Below are 15,063 nucleotides of genomic sequence, written 5' to 3' on the forward strand. Positions count from 1 at the left end.
ATGGCAGTCGTGAAGATCAACGCAATCGACGTCCCGGCCGGCGGCGGCGCGGAGTTGGAGAAGCGGTTCGCCGCACGGGCCGGCGCGGTGGAGAACTCCCCCGGCTTCCTCGGCTTCGAACTACTCCGCCCGGTGGCCGGTGAGACCCGGTACTTCGTCTACACGAAGTGGGAGAGCGAGGAGGCGTACCAGGCCTGGGCCGCCGGCCCGTCCCGCGCCGCCCACGCGAGCGCGCCCGGCGAGAAGCCCCGCCCCCCGGTCGCCACCGGCGCCAGCCTCCTGGAGTTCGAGGTGGCCCTGCACGTCCCCCAGCCCTAGTTGGGCGCCGAGGGTCACCGCAGCGGTCCGCGACCCGCCTCAGGGAATGAGCAGGGCCTTGCCCGGGATCGAGCGCGCCTCCATCGCGCGGTGAGCGTCGGCCGCCGAGGACAGCGGGTACTCGCGTGCGATGACCGGGCGTATCCGCCCTTGCACCGCCTCGGTCAGGGCACTGCTCGCGAGCTGCACCATCTTCGGCGCCTCGAACTGGACGTCCCCGATGCCGTGTACGTCGACGCCGCGCGCCTGCGCACCTCCCAGGTCCACCGTGGCGAAGGTGCCACTCGCGGCCCCATGGGCCGAGACCCGCCCGCCGTCGGCCACCAGATGAAAGGCGTCGCTGCCCAGATCTCCCCCGACACCGTCCAGCAGCACGTCCACAGAAAGGCCGCCGAGGGCTTCGCGTACCACGTCGGCCCACCCCTCCGTGGCGTAGTCGACGACAGCGTCGGCGCCGAGCCGTCGTACAAGTGTGAGCTTGTCCGTGCCACGGGCCGCTCCCACGACCTGCGCACCAAGACCGTGGGCGAGCTGAACGAGCAGCGTTCCCATGCCGCCCGCGGCCCCCAGGATCAGCACCCGGTCGCCAGGCTTGACGCCGAGGCCGTCGATGATGCCCATGGCGGTCACACCGTCGTGTGCGAGGCCAGCCGCTTCCCGCAGGCCCAGACCGTCGGGGACCGGCACCAGCCGGTCGACGCTGGTCCGAACCAGTTCAGCGTACGAACCCCGCGTCCCGGCACCCGCGACGACCTGGCGGCCGAGCCAGGACGCGGAGACGCCCGGTCCGGTGGAGACGACCGTTCCGGCCGCTGCGCCGCCCGGCACGTACGGCGGGGTGACGCCGAACCTCTCACCCCAGCCACCGCGGATCTGAGTCTCCACGTAGATCGTGTCCACGGCCTCGGCCCGAACAATGACCTCCCCCTCCCCGGCTTGCGGATCGGGCAGGTCCACCGAGGTCAGAACCTCCGGACCCCCGTACGAAGAGACCTGGATCGCACGCACGTATGTCTCCGATCAGCCGCGGTCCGACGGCGAGGAGCCGCCTCGACACGTCGTCTCAGCGACGCTAGGACTTGAACATTGGTTGAGGTCAAGCGGGAGGCTCGGAGATCGATGGCGAGATTCACCGGGCGTCGGCACCACGCCGCCGCACCCGCGGACGCGCTCCGGCCGGCACCTGCCCGGTGTTGTTCCTCTGGAGCCAGGGCGGCCAGGTCGCGAAGCTCTACGACGACCCGCTGGCCATCTGGCGGGAATGGGCCGACGACGTACGCGGCGAGCCGGTCCCGGTCGGCCACTTCATCCCGGAAGAGGCACCCGAGCAGACCGCGCGCCGACTCCTCGACTTCCTGAGCTGACACCCGCGCCAACCGGCGGACACGTCACCGGTTGATCCACTCGCGTTTGTGAAAGTCGGGGTGTCCGGGCCGACCCGACACCCCGACTTTCATGATCCCGAGTTGATCAAGCAGTGGCGGGCGGCCGACCGACCGAACCAGGAACGAGGTCGGTCTCAGGACTTGCGGGACGACTGGAACGTGGCGAAGGCGATGACGTTGTCGGCGTAGCCGGTGCGCCCGCCGATGAACTGGCCGCCGCAGGTGATCAACCGCAGCCCCCGTGGCCCGTCGTGGCCGTAGATCCGCTCGGCGGGCAGCTGGTCCTTGGGGAAGTGCTCGACGGTGTCGACCCGGAACACCACCACCGACTCGTCCGCCCGGGCCACCTCGATCAGGTCGCCGGGCTTCAGCTTGCCCAGGTCGTAGAAGACCGACGGCCCGGTCTTCGTGTCCACGTGCCCGACGATCACTGCAGGGCCCGGCTCACCGGGGGTGGGCCCGCGGTCGTACCAACCGGTCTCGTTGTGCCGTTCCAACGGCGGTACGGCGATCGAGCCGTCGCGCGCCTGCCCGACCGGTGTCACCGGCGCGGCCACCTTGATCGCCGGCACCGAGAGGCGCACCGGGCGGCTGGCTGACAACCCGACCGACTCGCTGCGGGCCGGCCGGTCACCGCCGGCCGGGGCGAAGTCGAGCGGGCCGACCGAGCGGCCCAGCCCCGCCCCGGTGGCGAAGACCCCGGCCAACACCAGCACCACTGCCAGCGGTATCGACCACGGGCTACGGCCGGAGGGGCGACTGCGTCGAGGGGCGACGGCGGTCGGCGGACGGGCTGCCACAGTCGGGCGTTCGGGGCTCAGCGGACTGTCGTCCAGCGGCAGGCGGCGGTCGTCGTCGAAGCGGTCGCCCGTCGGCCACCGGTCGTCACGCGGGAGCCGGTCGTCCGTCGGCCACCGGTCGTCACGGGCGCGGCGGTCGTTCGTCGGCGAGCGGTCGTCGCGCGCTGGGCGGGGCCCGGAAGAGGGGCGAGGGCTCGACGACGGGCGGGAGCCGGGAGACGGGCGGGGGCCCGGCGGCGAGGCAGGTCGGAAGATCTCCATGGCCGGCTCAGCGCCCAGCGCCACGGACCAGACGTGGGCGACGCAGCGCCACCACGGCGAGGATCAGCCCGGTGATGGTCAGCGCCGCACCGGCGGGCAACAGCAGCTCGCCGGTCATGCCGCCCGCACCGCCACCGAAGCCGGTGGCCGGACCGCGACTGGGATGGGGGGACGGCGTCTTCTTGACCACCTGGAGCATGGTGGAGGCGGTCTCGCCGTCGCGGCACTCCAGCTTGACCCGGTAGTTGCCGGGGCGGGTGCGCTCGCGCACCATCGGCGCGGCGGTGAGCACCCCGTGCTGCGGCTGCACGCCGACCGCCCCGAAGGCGTCGGAGACCACGGTGGCGCCCACCGAGTTGTCCCGACAACTGGCCCGGATGCCGACCAGATAGCCGGGCTGCACCGTGCTGGGGCTGACCTCGACGAAGATGTCCACCGGCGGCGGCGGTTGAGGCGCCCCACCGGGCGGCCATTCCGGCTGCCGGACCGGCGCAACGCCGGCGGCGAGCTGGAACACGGCAGGAGCGGCGAGAACGCGTTCCGGCGCAGGTGCCGCGAGGACGGGCACGGATGCCGCGACGGCGAGCCCAGGCGCCGCGAGGACGGGCACGCGCGCCGCAAGGGCGGGCGCGGCAGCCAACAGGGGGGTGGCGAACACGGTCACCAGCGACAGGATCACGACGCCGCGGGTCAGTCTCACGATGCCCCCTCTCGACGCCGTGCGGCCGGGTCGGGCAGTGGCGCACCTCGACCTGCCGTACCAGTTGGATCCTCTCATTTCCGGTCGCACATCACATCCGATCCGCTGGCGGCGTCGCGTAGGCTCGGGACGCTGTGACCGCCACCGACCATTCTCCCGCCGTCCCGCCCGCGAGCCGGACGATCCGCACGTTCCACCCCCGACGGGGTCGGATGAGCGACCGGCAGACCGACGCGCTGAGCCGGCTCTGGCCCGCGTACGGCCTGGATGTGCCGGACGGACCTGTGGTGCCCGTCGACCTGGCCGACCTGTTCGGTCGCCGGGCGCCCGTGGTGCTGGAGATCGGTTCGGGCATGGGCGACAGCACCGCCGCGATGGCTGCCGCCGACCCGGATCGAGATTATCTGGCGGTCGAGGTGCACACGCCGGGAATCGCCAACCTCCTCGACCTGGTGCAGCGCGGTGGCCTGCGCAACGTACGGGTGGCGCAGGGCGACGCGTTGTCCCTGGTCAGCGGCTTACCCGAGGGTGTGCTGGACGCCGTGCACGTCTTCTTCCCGGACCCGTGGCCGAAGTCCCGCCACCACAAGCGGCGGATCATCCAGCCGACGCACGTGGCGTTGTTACGGTCCCGGCTGCGTCCCGGTGGCGTGTTGCACTGCGCGACGGACTGGGCCGAGTACGCCGAGGCGATGAAGGCGACGCTGGACGCCGACCCGGAACTGGTGGACGCGTACGGCGGCTTCGCGCCGCGTCCGGCGCACCGCCCGGTGACGAAGTTCGAGCGGCGGGCGATCACCGCCGGCCGGCCGGTCGCCGACCTGCTGTACCGCCGGCGGTGACCGACGAAACGCCCTAACCGCAATACGGCGGGGCGTCTGGGCGAGGTCCGGTGCGGGCCCGGTTGGCGTAGCGGGGCATGATCCAGGCACCATGGACAGGCTATGACGCTCACCGCCGCGCTGCCGACAAGCGCCGACCCCGACACCCTCTTCGACGCGTTCGCCGGCTGGGCGAAGGAGCGCGGCCTCGACCTCTACCCCCATCAGGAGGAGGCGGTCATCGAGATCGTCTCCGGCGCCAACCTGATCATGAACACGCCCACCGGCTCGGGCAAGAGCCTGGTGGCGATCGCGGCGCACTTCGCGGCCCTCGCCGACAGCCGGACGACCTTCTACACCGCGCCGATCAAGGCGTTGGTGTCGGAGAAGTTCTTCGCGCTCTGCGAGGTCTTCGGCGCCGAGAACGTCGGGATGCTCACCGGCGACGCCAGCGTCAACGCCGACGCCCCGATCATCTGCTGCACCGCGGAGATCCTGGCCAACCTGGCGCTGCGCGAGGGCGACCGGGCCGACGTCGGCCAGGTGATCATGGACGAGTTCCACTTCTACGCCGAGCCCGACCGGGGCTGGGCGTGGCAGGTGCCGATCATCGAGTTGCCGCAGGCCCAGTTCATCCTGATGTCCGCCACCCTGGGGGACACCACCCGGTTCGTCGACGACCTGACCCGGCGCACCGGACGGCCGACCGCCGTCGTGCGCTCGGCCGAGCGGCCGGTCCCGCTGATCTTCTCGTACGCGATGACGCCGCTGCACGAGACGCTTGAGGAGCTGCTGGAGACCAAGCAGGCCCCGGTGTACGTGGTGCACTTCACCCAGGCCGCCGCGCTGGAACGCGCCCAGGCGCTGACCAGCGTCAACGTCGCGACCCGCGCCGAGAAGGACATGATCGCCCAGGCGATCGGCAACTTCCGGTTCACCGCCGGCTTCGGCAAGACGCTCTCCCGGCTGGTCCGGCACGGCATCGGCGTGCACCACGCCGGCATGCTCCCCAAGTACCGCCGCCTGGTGGAGACCCTCGCCCAGGCCGGCCTACTCAAGGTCATCTGTGGCACCGACACGCTCGGCGTCGGCATCAACGTGCCGATCCGCACCGTGCTGTTCACCGGCCTGTCCAAGTACGACGGGGTACGCACCCGGCTGCTCAAGAACCGGGAGTTCCACCAGATCGCCGGGCGGGCCGGACGGGCCGGTTACGACACCATCGGCCGGGTCGTGGTGCAGGCCCCCGAGCACGTCATCGACAACGAGAAGGCCCTCGCCAAGGCCGGCGACGACCCGAAGAAGCGCCGCAAGGTGGTGCGCAAGAAGCCGCCGGAGGGTTCCATCGGCTGGGGTCAGCCCACCTTCGACCGACTTGTCGACGCCGAGCCGGAGCCGCTGACCTCCAGCTTCCAGGTCAGCCACTCGATGCTGCTCAACGTCATCGGCCGGCCCGGTGACGCGTTCGCCGCGATGCGGCACCTGCTCACCGACAACCACGAGGAGCCGGCCGCACAGCGCCGGCACATCCGCCGGGCGATCGCCATCTACCGGGCGCTGCGGGCCGGCGGGGTCGTCGAGGAGCTGCCCGAACCGGACGAGACCGGCCGGCGGATCCGGCTCACCGTCGACCTCCAGCTCGACTTCGCGCTCAACCAGCCGCTCTCCCCCCTCGCCCTGGCCACCATCGAACTGCTCGACGCCGAGTCGCCGTCGTACCCGCTCGACGTGTTGAGCGTGATCGAGTCGATCCTCGACGACCCCCGCCAGATCCTCTCCGCGCAGCAGTTCAAGGCGCGCGGCGAGGCGGTCGCCGCGATGAAGGCCGAGGGCATCGAGTACGAGGCGCGCCTCGAGCTGCTCGAGGACGTGACCCACCCGAAGCCCCTGGCCGAGCTGCTGGAGGCCGCGTACGAGATGTACCGGCAGGGGCACCCGTGGGTCGCCGACCACCAGCTCTCCCCCAAGGCCGTGGTCCGCGACATGTACGAGCGGGCGATGACCTTCACCGAGTACGTGCAGTTCTACGGGCTGACCCGCTCGGAGGGCCTGGTCCTGCGCTACCTGGCCGACGCGTACAAGACGCTGCGCCAGACCGTGCCCGAGGACGCCAAGACCGAGGAGTTGATCGACCTCATCGAGTGGCTGGGCGAGCTGGTCCGCCAGGTCGACTCCAGCCTGATCGACGAGTGGGAGCGGCTGCGCAACCCGTCCGACGTGGCCGAGGTGGCTCAGGCGCACGCCGCCCTCGCCGACCGGCCACCGGCGGTGACCCGCAACGCGCGGGCGTTCCGGGTGCTGGTGCGCAACGCGCTGTTCCGCCGCGTCGAGCTGGCCGCGCTACGCCGCTGGGATCTGCTCGCCGAGTTGGACGCCGAGGACGGCTGGGACTACGACGCCTGGGCCGACGCCCTCGGGCCGTACTTCGAGGCGTACGACTCGATCGGGGTCGGGCCGGACGCCCGCGGCCCGGCGCTGCTCATGATCGAGCAGGGCCGGGAGCGGTGGACCGTACGGCAGATCTTCGACGACCCGGACGGTGACCACGACTGGGGCATCAGCGCCGAGGTCGACCTGGCCGCCTCGGACGAGATCGGTGCGGCGGTCGTCCGGATCACCGACGTCGGCCAGCTCTGACAGGCGTCTCGGCAGGGGGTCGTCCGCACGCCGGACGGCCCCCTTTGTCGCGTTTTCCGCACCCCTTCTTTCGCTGGGCGATGTCAGACCCGTCGATTAGAATGTATGTACTAATCGAGTTCCTGACCTGCAGGATTACGATCCGGGAGGACGCCCGTGACCGCGCCCGCCGCCACGCCCCTCACCCCCTACGCCACGTTGCTCGGCTTCACCCGCTACGTCGACCGCACCGGCCCCACCAAGGCGACCTTCGTGGGCGGCCTGCGTAAGCAGCGAGCCAGCCGGTCCGGCTTCAACCCGCACGGGCAGTTCGTCAAGGCACTCAAGGCCGACATCGCCTTCCACACCGGCGGCACCCACCTGACCGGGGTGGTCGACGTGGTCAAGCCCCGCTGGCGCCCGCTCTACCAGGCGCTCGTTCCCGGCGCCACGGCCTGGCTGCACTCCCTCGGCGAGCCGGCCGCCGTCGACCTCGCCCAGACCCGCGACGCCCTGGCCATGCTGGGCGACCTACCCGTCAAGATCAACCCCCATTTCGGGGTACGCCACGCCGACGGCCGCGCCGAAGCGGTCCGCCTGCACTTCGACGAGACCCCGCCGAGCGAGGAATCGGTGCTGGCCACCCTGCACCTGATGGCCCGGCACATGGACGCGCTGCTCCCGCACGCCGAGCCGGTCCTGGTCGATGTCCGCCGTGGCCAGGCCCACCACATGCCCACCGACGCCAAGCCCGAGCAGATCGAACGCTGGCTGGCCGGCGAAGCCGCCGCCTTCCGCGCCATCTGGTCCACCGCCGCCTAACCCACCCGACCCCCACCCCCACCCGCACCCCGCCGCCGCCCTCAAGATCCGCGCAACTTCAGGGACGCTGCTGTCTCCCACGATCGGGAAGCAGCAAGAACCCTGAAGTTGCGCGGATCTTGTACGTCCGGCCCCCACGTGAGGGTTATCCACAAGGGCTGTCGGCGGGCGTGCCCGGCCGGCAGGGTGTCTTCATGCCTGCTTCTCCACGGCGTCCGACAAGGTTGCAGGGGCGTGTCTTCCGCGGCTCCCGCGCCGTCGCGGACGGACTCATCACCCCTGCGGAACTGCGCAGCTCGGCGTGGCGGCCCCTTTTCCGCGACGTCTACGCGGATGCCCGACTGGAGGTCACGCACCGCGCTCGTTGTGCCGCGGCGGCACAACTGGTGCTACCCCCGGGTGTGGTGATCGCCGGGCGCAGCGCGGCAGCCCTCTACGGCGCAGCGTCGGTCGCCGGCAACGAGCCGGTCGATGTCCTCGTGCCCAGCGGCCAGCGGTTCGGACCGGTGTCGGGCCTCGCCGTCCACGTTGGCACGATCGACGGAGCCGACGTCATGCTACGCCGGGGCATCCCGATGACCACGCCGACGCGTACCTGCTGGGATCTGGCCCAGTGGCTGCCGACGGAGGAGGCCGTCGCGATCGTGGATCGGCTCGCCCACAACCATCTGGTGGCACTCGCATCGTTGCGGGCAAACGCCCGGGCGCGGGTCGGCGACCGAGGGTGGAAGCGCATGGTGCGGGTGGCCGACCTGGCTGACGCGGGCGCGGAATCGGCCCCGGAGTCCCGGCTGCGGGTGCGGATAGTGCTCGCCGGAGTGCCGGCGCCCGTGACGCAGTTCGTGGTCGAGCGCGAGGGGAGATTCGTGGCCCGCCTGGACCTGGCGTGGCCACACCTCAAGGTCGCCGTCGAGTACGACGGGCTGTGGCACGACGACCCCGAGCAGTTTCACCGCGATCGACGTCGCCTCAACCGCCTGCTCGGTGACAACTGGATCGTGCTGCACGTGACCGCGAAACGATTCCGGGAGGACTTCGACGGCTTCCTCGAGGAACTCCGTCAAGCCCTCAACTCCCGATCCCGCTGACCCCGACGGGCCCCCGACCCCAAGATCCGAGCAACTGCAGGGTTACTGCTGCTTCAGCGGCTTGCGAGGCAGCAGTTTCCCCGTAGTTGCTCGGATCTTGGGGTTCGTTCGCGGCGGACCGGGGGTCAGGCGGCGGGGAGGTACTTGGCCAGGTCGTCGAGGATCTTGTTGGCGGCGCCGACGCCGATGCCGGTCATCCAGACCTCGTCGGAGACGGGGTACGCCTTGCCGGCCTTGACGGCGCCCAGGCCCTTCCAGAGGGTCCCGCCGGCCACCTTGCTCTGCTCGGCGGCGGCCTTGTCGCCGTACGCGGTCACGAAGATGACGTCACCGTCGACCTCGTTGATCCGCTCGGGGCTGACCAGGTCGAAGCGCTTGTCCTCCTTGTTGGCGAGCATCTGCCGCTCGGGGCGGCCGAGGCCGGTGTCGCCGATGACGATGCCGGAGAACGAATCCGGGCCGTACACCCGGATGTTGCCCGGGATGAACCGCACGATCGACACCTTGCGCGCGGCGGGGTCGCCGAGGGTGGCACCGAAGTCCTTGGCCCGCTTCTCGTACGCGCCGAGCAGGTCCTTGGCCTGCTGCTCGCGGCCGAGCGCCTTGCCGTCGAGGAGGAGGTTCTCCTTCCAGGTGATGCCCACCTTGTCGGTGAACACGGTCGGCGCGATGGCGGCCAGTTCGTCGTAGAACTTCTCCTGGCGGAACTTGCTGCCCAGGATGAGGTCCGGCTTCAGCGCGTTGATGGCCTCCAGGTCGGGCTCGGTGAGCACCCCGACCTCCTTGATGCCGGCGAGCTTGTCCGCGCCGAAGTAGGTCGGCCAGCTCTTGGCCTCACCGGCGGTGGCGGCACCGACGGGCGTGATGCCCAGCGAGAGCGCCGTGTCGATCTTGTCGGTGTCGAGCACGACCACCCGCTTGGGCTCCGCCGGGACCTTGGTGGTGCCCATGGCGTGGGTGATCTCCCGGGTCTCCCCGGTGGTGGTGCCGGCGACCGGGTCGCTCTCACCGCAGGCGGTGAGTCCGACGCCGAGGGCGGCGGCCGCGGCGAGAGCGGCGACGAGACGACGCATCAGAGTCCTTTCGAGGGGTACGAGCCGGCGAGCGGGATCGCTGCGTCGGCGGGGGTGACCGGGCTGGCGGAGTTGCCGCCGGTGTACGCGGGCACCACCAGGGGCGCGCCGGTCACCGGGCAGGGCACGACCACGCAGGCCAGCCCGAAGACGTCGCGGACCAGGTCGGCGGTGAGGATCTCCCGGGGCGGTCCGGCGGCCACCACGGCGCCGGCGCGCATCGCGACCAGGTGGTCGGCGTAGCGGGCGGCCTGGTTCAGATCGTGCAGCACGGCGACCACGGTGCGGCCCCGCTCGGCGCGCAGCCGGTGCAGCAGGTCCAGCACCTCCACCTGATGGGCCAGGTCGAGGAAGGTGGTCGGCTCGTCCAGCAGCAGGGCGTCGGTGTCCTGGGCGAGGGTCATGGCGATCCACACCCGTTGCCGCTGACCGCCGGAGAGGCTGTCCACCGGTCGGTCGGCCAGGTCGGTCACGTCGGCGAGGGCCATCGCCTGGTCCACCGCCGCGCCGTCCTCCGACGACCACTGCCGCCACCACCGCTGGTAGGGCTGCCTGCCCCGCCCGACCAGGTCCGCCACTGTGACGCCCTCGGGCACCAGCGGGCTCTGCGGCAGGACGCCGAGGCGGCGGGCGACCTCCCGGGTCGGCAGGTCGCGGATCGCGGTGCCGTCCAGCAGCACCGTGCCCCGGCGGGGGGTGAGCAGTCGGGCCATCGTGCGCAGCAGGGTGGACTTGCCGCACGCGTTGGGGCCGACGATGACGGTGAACGCGTCGGTCGGCAGGTCCAGGTCGAGCCCGTCGAGCACGGTCCGGTCGTCGTAGCCGGCGACCAGGTCGCGGGTAGAGAGCATCACACGACTCCTCGAGGCGTCACGACGACCGCCGCCGACCACGCAGCAGCAGGAAGATCAGGTACGGGCCACCGATCGCGGCGGTCAGCACCCCGGCGGGCAGTTGGGTGGGTGCGAACAGCCGCCGGCCGGCCAGGTCGGCCAGCACCAGCAGGAGCGCGCCGAGCAGGGCCGCGCAGACCAGCGGCGGCCGTTCGGCGCGTACCAGCCGACGGGCCACCTGCGGGGCGACCAGCGCCACGAAGTCCACGGCCCCGACCTGGGCGGTGACCATCGCGGCGACGAGCACACCGGTGCCGGCGAGGCCGATCCGGCGGGCCACCGGGCGCAGCCCGACGCCCCGGGCGGTGTCGTCGTCGAGGGCGGTGCTGTTCAGCGCCCAGCCGGCCCAGGCCAGCACCGGCAGCAACGCCAGCAGGGTGCCGGCGATCCAGGCGGCCTCGGTCCAGCCCTTGCCGGCGAGGGTGCCGATCAGCCAGATCTGCGCGCGCAGCCCGTCGATCGGGTCGGCGGTGAGCATGACCACCTCGGTGAGCGCCCGGAAGCCGAACGCCACCGCCACGCCGGCGAGCACGAACCGCTGTGCCGCCAGCCCGTGCCGGGCGCCGAGGGCGAACAGCAGCGCCGCCGCGAGCAGCCCACCCACCAGCGCGGTGGGCGCCACCAGCACGGCGGCCATTCCGCTGGTCAGGGCCACGGTGGCGGCGAGACCGGCGCCCTGGGTGATGCCGATGACGTCCGGGCTGGCGAGCGGGTTGCGGGCCACGCTCTGGATCAGCGTGCCGGCCACGCCGAAGGCGGCGCCGGCCACGGCGGCCAGCACGACGCGCGGCAGCCGAAGGTCGAAGACCACGAGGTCGTACGGGGTGCCGGCCCCGGAGAGGGCACGCAGCACGTCGGCCGGGGCGACGTACGGGGTGCCCAGCGAGAGGCTGAGCACGACGGCCAGCAGGAGCAGCACGGTCAGCACGGCGGCCACCAGGACCGCGCGACGGCGGATCAGCAGGCTGACCGAGCCGATCCGCAGCAGCGACCGCCCGGCCAGCCGGATCGATTCACCGGGCGGCACGGCAGCGCTCGACAGGCCGGCGGCACCGGGCGAGGCGGCGGCGGACGAGCCAGCGGCGTCAGACGCGTCGGAGGGTCCGGAGGTGCGCTGGGTGGTGGTCACGCGGTCACCACCCGGGCGCGACGGACCAGCACGGCCAGCAGTGGCGCACCGATCAGCGCGGTGACGATCCCGGCCGGGATCTCGCCGGGTGGGGCGACGAGCCGACCGATGATGTCGGCGGCGAGCAGCAGCGCCGGCCCGAGCAGCGCGGAGACGGCCAGGGTCCAGCGGTGGTCCGCGCCGACCAGGGCGCGCGCCAGGTGCGGCACGGCCAGCCCGACGAACGCGACCGGGCCGGCGGCGGCCACCGCCGCACCGGTCAGCAGCACGGCGGCGAGGCCACCGCCGAGGCGGACCAGGCCGATCCGGTGGCCGAGTCCACGGGCCACGTCGTCGCCGAGGGCCAGCGCGTCCAGACCGCGGGCCACCAGGGCGGCCAGGACCAACCCGACGAGGACGAACGGCAGCACCTGCGCGGTGACCGACAGGTCCCGGCCGGAGAGCCCGCCGACCACCCAGAAGCGGTACTCCTCGAAGGTGCGGGCGTCGATGCTGAGCAGGGCGTACACCCCGGAGGCCAGGCTGGCGTCGAGCGCCGCGCCGACCAGCGCGAGGGTGACCGGGCTGGCGCCCTCGCGGGCGCGGGTGGCGATGGCGAAGACCAACAGCCCGGCGATCAGGGCTCCGGCGATGCCGAACCAGACGTACCCGGCGAGCGTGCCGACGCCGAAGACGGAGATCGCGAGGACCACCCCGAACGACGCTCCCGCGCTGATGCCCAGGATGCGCGGCTCGGCGAGGGGGTTGCGGGTGAGCGCCTGGAACAGCACACCCGCCACGGCGAGCGCCAGCCCGACGGCGAGGCCGAGCACGGTCCGTGGCATCCGCAGCTCACGGACGATGGTGCTGGCGTCGCCGCCGTCGGGTGCGACGAGCGCGTGCCAGACCGCGTCGACGCCGAGCTGTCGGCTGCCGAGCGCGAAGCTGGCCAGCACGGTGAGCAGCAGCACCACCGCGGCCCCGACGGTGACGGCCACCCTGCGGCCGGTGCGGGTGCCGGACCGGTTGCGGGCCAGGGTCGGCCGGGCGGCGAGGGTGGTCACGAGTCTCCTGCATGTTCGGGCTTAGGTTCGCCTAACCTTAGCCGAGCTGCAGAAAGAGGCCTAACTGGCGTCTGTCGATGCTGTCCCGGCACCCTCCGCGCCACCGTCACCGGCCGCCGCGCCACCGCGCGGCAGCACGTTCAGCGGTCGCATCATCTCGTTGTCCTCGTGCTCCAGCAGGTGGCAGTGCCAGGCGTACCGACCCGGCAGGTCGAACCGCGCCTTGATCCGGGTCACCTCCCACGGGTACGCGAGCACCGTGTCCATCCACCCCCGGTCCGCCGGGCCGGGCCGCGACCGACCCGAGTGCCCCCGGCCGAGCAGCTCGAACTGGACCTGGTGCAGGTGGACCGGGTGCACGTGGTGGGTGAAGTTGCGCACCTCCCAGACCTCGGTGTCGCCGAGAGTGGGCTGTTCGGTCACCGGATCGCTCCAACGCAACGGCAGACCCCGGCCGCGCTCGTCGAGGACGCCGAGCAGCATCACCATCGACCCGCCGGACCCGCGCTCGTTGAGCGACAGCCGGCGTACCCGCTGGGCCGCTCCGAGCCGAGGGTGCGCCGGCAGCCGTAGCTGTTCCGGTGGGACGCTGGGGTCCGCGCCGGCGGCGTCGGTGACCACGAACCGCAGCACCTGCCCGGTGGTCTGCGGGTCGGCCGGCGGGAAGTCCACCCCGGGGCGACCGCCGCCGTACATCCCGTCCGGTCCTTCGTTCACGAGGTACAGCTCGGAGCCGGCCGGAACGTCGGTGAAGTCGACGATCGCGTCGACCCGCTGGGCGGGGCCGAGTGACACGCGTTCGTGCGCCACCGGCTCCGGCAGGAAGCCGCCGTCGCTGCCGATCTGCCAGACCGGCAGCACCGGCCGGGCCGGCCGGGCGGTGGCGTTCGCGGCCACGCTGAGCAGCAGGAAACGGCTGTTGCAGCCGTTGAGCAGCCGGAACCGGTAACGCCGGCGCCGCACGGTCAGCGTGGGCCAGGTGCGGCCGTTGACCACGATGGTGGAGCCGGAGAACCCCGGCACCGCAACCGGCGGCCCGTCGCCGTTGCCGGAGTACCGCTTCGGGTAGCGCAGCTCACCCTCGGCGGTGAAGCTGCGGTCCTGGATCAGCAGTGGAATGTCGTGGTACGAGGCGTTCGGCGGGTCGGCGCGGGTCGGCGCCGGGCCGGGCAGCACCTCCTCCGGCAGTTCGTCCCCACCGCCGAGCAGGTAGAACCCGGCCGGCCCGGCGTAGACGTTCTCCCGGGTGAGCCCGAGCGTGTGGTCGTGGTACCAGAGGGTGCACGGGCGCTGGTCGTTCGCGTACTCGAAGGTGGCCGAGCCCGGGGTCCAGCGCAGCCCGGACCGCTCGGCGAACCGGGACCGGAACTCGCGGTACGCGCTGCCGGACACGGCGAAGTCCGGCGGCAGGTCGCGGGCCACCGGCAGATACCACGCCTCGGCGTGCCCGTCGCTCTCCTGGGTGCTGTGCGCACCGTGCAGATGCACCACCTGGGGCACCGGCCCGCGGTACCCCTGCGGGCTGCCGTCCCACTGCCCATGGTGGTCCCGGTGCTCGATGCCACCGCCCGGGTTAGCCCAGTGCACTGTGGGGTCCACCGGCAGCAGGTGCGGCAGGTAGTCGCCCCGGTCGTCGACGAGCTGGTTGATCCAGGTCACCCGGACCGGCCGGCCCACCCGCGCCATGATGGTCGGCGCCGGGTAGCCGAAGCTGCCGGGGTGGGCGGTGGAGCCGTAACCCCACACCGTGGTGCGCGGCCACGGGGGCGGCAGGATCTGCTGGCGGAACTGTCGCACCGCGATCTCGTAGGTGTCGCGCTCGGGATCGGTCGCCACCGTCGGCATCGCCGGGGGGATCAGCAGCGGCGTGACGTACTTCGGGATGTCACGGGCGTCCAGCGACGCTGCCGCGGCGAGCGCCCGGCCCGATGCCGCCCAGCCCGCCGGGATCAGCGCCGCCGCGCCGCCGGTGGCACCGGCCGCGAGCAGCCCACGTCTGGTGACCATGCCGCACCTCCCAATCGCTCCGCACCTCGATATGAGAATGAGATTCGCGGACGACCACAGGGCGGACAGATGCCCGATGACACCCAGAAGAGGGACATTCACCTCAT

Annotated in this window: 14 protein-coding genes; 6 read left to right on the forward strand and 8 right to left on the reverse strand. The window is 72.2% G+C overall.

The window, feature by feature from the left end; genetic code table 11:
* Positions 1–318 (forward strand): antibiotic biosynthesis monooxygenase, encoded by a 318-nt coding sequence (locus tag QCZ28_RS15930; protein ID WP_279517385.1) that lies wholly within the window; start codon positions 1–3, stop codon positions 316–318.
* 39 nt (positions 319–357) lie between these two features.
* Here QCZ28_RS15930 and QCZ28_RS15935 read toward each other — a convergent pair whose 3' ends face one another.
* Positions 358–1,326 (reverse strand): zinc-binding dehydrogenase, encoded by a 969-nt coding sequence (locus QCZ28_RS15935; protein WP_279517386.1) that lies wholly within the window; start codon positions 1,324–1,326, stop codon positions 358–360.
* 182 nt (positions 1,327–1,508) lie between these two features.
* On the opposite strand from QCZ28_RS15935, the gene QCZ28_RS15940 reads away from it, so the two are divergent.
* Positions 1,509–1,682: a hydrolase gene (locus tag QCZ28_RS15940; protein WP_279517387.1), complete on the forward strand. Its 174-nt coding sequence runs from the start codon at positions 1,509–1,511 to the stop codon at positions 1,680–1,682.
* Between the two features lie 155 nt (positions 1,683–1,837).
* On the opposite strand, the gene QCZ28_RS15945 is transcribed toward QCZ28_RS15940, so the two are convergent.
* Positions 1,838–2,503: a class F sortase gene (locus tag QCZ28_RS15945; RefSeq protein ID WP_279517388.1), complete on the reverse strand. Its 666-nt coding sequence runs from the start codon at positions 2,501–2,503 to the stop codon at positions 1,838–1,840.
* Between the two features lie 268 nt (positions 2,504–2,771).
* On the reverse strand, positions 2,772–3,467 hold the full coding sequence (locus tag QCZ28_RS15950) for a hypothetical protein (protein ID WP_279517442.1): 696 nt from the start codon (positions 3,465–3,467) through the stop codon (positions 2,772–2,774).
* 209 nt (positions 3,468–3,676) lie between these two features.
* On the opposite strand from QCZ28_RS15950, the gene trmB reads away from it, so the two are divergent.
* From trmB to QCZ28_RS15970, 4 genes are all read left to right on the forward strand, one after another.
* A complete protein-coding gene (trmB, locus tag QCZ28_RS15955; protein ID WP_279517389.1) occupies positions 3,677–4,306 on the forward strand; it encodes a tRNA (guanosine(46)-N7)-methyltransferase TrmB in 630 nt (209 codons plus the stop codon).
* Positions 4,307–4,408: 102 nt separating this feature from the next.
* Positions 4,409–6,922: a DEAD/DEAH box helicase gene (locus QCZ28_RS15960; protein ID WP_279517390.1), complete on the forward strand. Its 2,514-nt coding sequence runs from the start codon at positions 4,409–4,411 to the stop codon at positions 6,920–6,922.
* Positions 6,923–7,078: 156 nt separating this feature from the next.
* Positions 7,079–7,723, forward strand: coding sequence for a hypothetical protein (locus QCZ28_RS15965; RefSeq protein ID WP_279517391.1), 645 nt, complete (start codon positions 7,079–7,081; stop codon positions 7,721–7,723).
* Between the two features lie 194 nt (positions 7,724–7,917).
* Positions 7,918–8,811 carry a hypothetical protein gene (locus QCZ28_RS15970; RefSeq protein ID WP_279517392.1) on the forward strand — a complete coding sequence of 298 codons (894 nt, stop codon included), beginning with the start codon at positions 7,918–7,920 and terminating at the stop codon, positions 8,809–8,811.
* A 125-nt stretch (positions 8,812–8,936) separates the two neighbouring features.
* On the opposite strand, the gene QCZ28_RS15975 is transcribed toward QCZ28_RS15970, so the two are convergent.
* From QCZ28_RS15975 to QCZ28_RS15995, 5 genes are read right to left on the reverse strand one after another with little or no spacing between them, the layout of a single operon-like run.
* A complete protein-coding gene (locus QCZ28_RS15975; protein ID WP_279517393.1) occupies positions 8,937–9,884 on the reverse strand; it encodes an iron-siderophore ABC transporter substrate-binding protein in 948 nt (315 codons plus the stop codon).
* Positions 9,884–10,735 (reverse strand): ABC transporter ATP-binding protein, encoded by an 852-nt coding sequence (locus QCZ28_RS15980; RefSeq protein WP_279517394.1) that lies wholly within the window; start codon positions 10,733–10,735, stop codon positions 9,884–9,886. The genes QCZ28_RS15975 and QCZ28_RS15980 overlap by 1 nt, the downstream gene beginning before the upstream one ends.
* A 19-nt stretch (positions 10,736–10,754) precedes the next feature.
* Positions 10,755–11,906 carry an iron ABC transporter permease gene (locus QCZ28_RS15985; RefSeq protein WP_279517395.1) on the reverse strand — a complete coding sequence of 384 codons (1,152 nt, stop codon included), beginning with the start codon at positions 11,904–11,906 and terminating at the stop codon, positions 10,755–10,757.
* On the reverse strand, positions 11,903–12,949 hold the full coding sequence (locus tag QCZ28_RS15990) for an iron ABC transporter permease (RefSeq protein WP_279517396.1): 1,047 nt from the start codon (positions 12,947–12,949) through the stop codon (positions 11,903–11,905). Before QCZ28_RS15990 ends, QCZ28_RS15985 begins: the two co-directional genes overlap by 4 nt.
* A gap of 60 nt (positions 12,950–13,009) precedes the next feature.
* Positions 13,010–14,956 carry a multicopper oxidase domain-containing protein gene (locus QCZ28_RS15995; protein ID WP_279517397.1) on the reverse strand — a complete coding sequence of 649 codons (1,947 nt, stop codon included), beginning with the start codon at positions 14,954–14,956 and terminating at the stop codon, positions 13,010–13,012.
* Between the last annotated feature and the right edge of the window lie 107 nt (positions 14,957–15,063).

The organism is Micromonospora sp. DH14 (assembly GCF_029809455.1).
GTDB lineage: Bacteria > Actinomycetota > Actinomycetes > Mycobacteriales > Micromonosporaceae > Micromonospora > Micromonospora parva.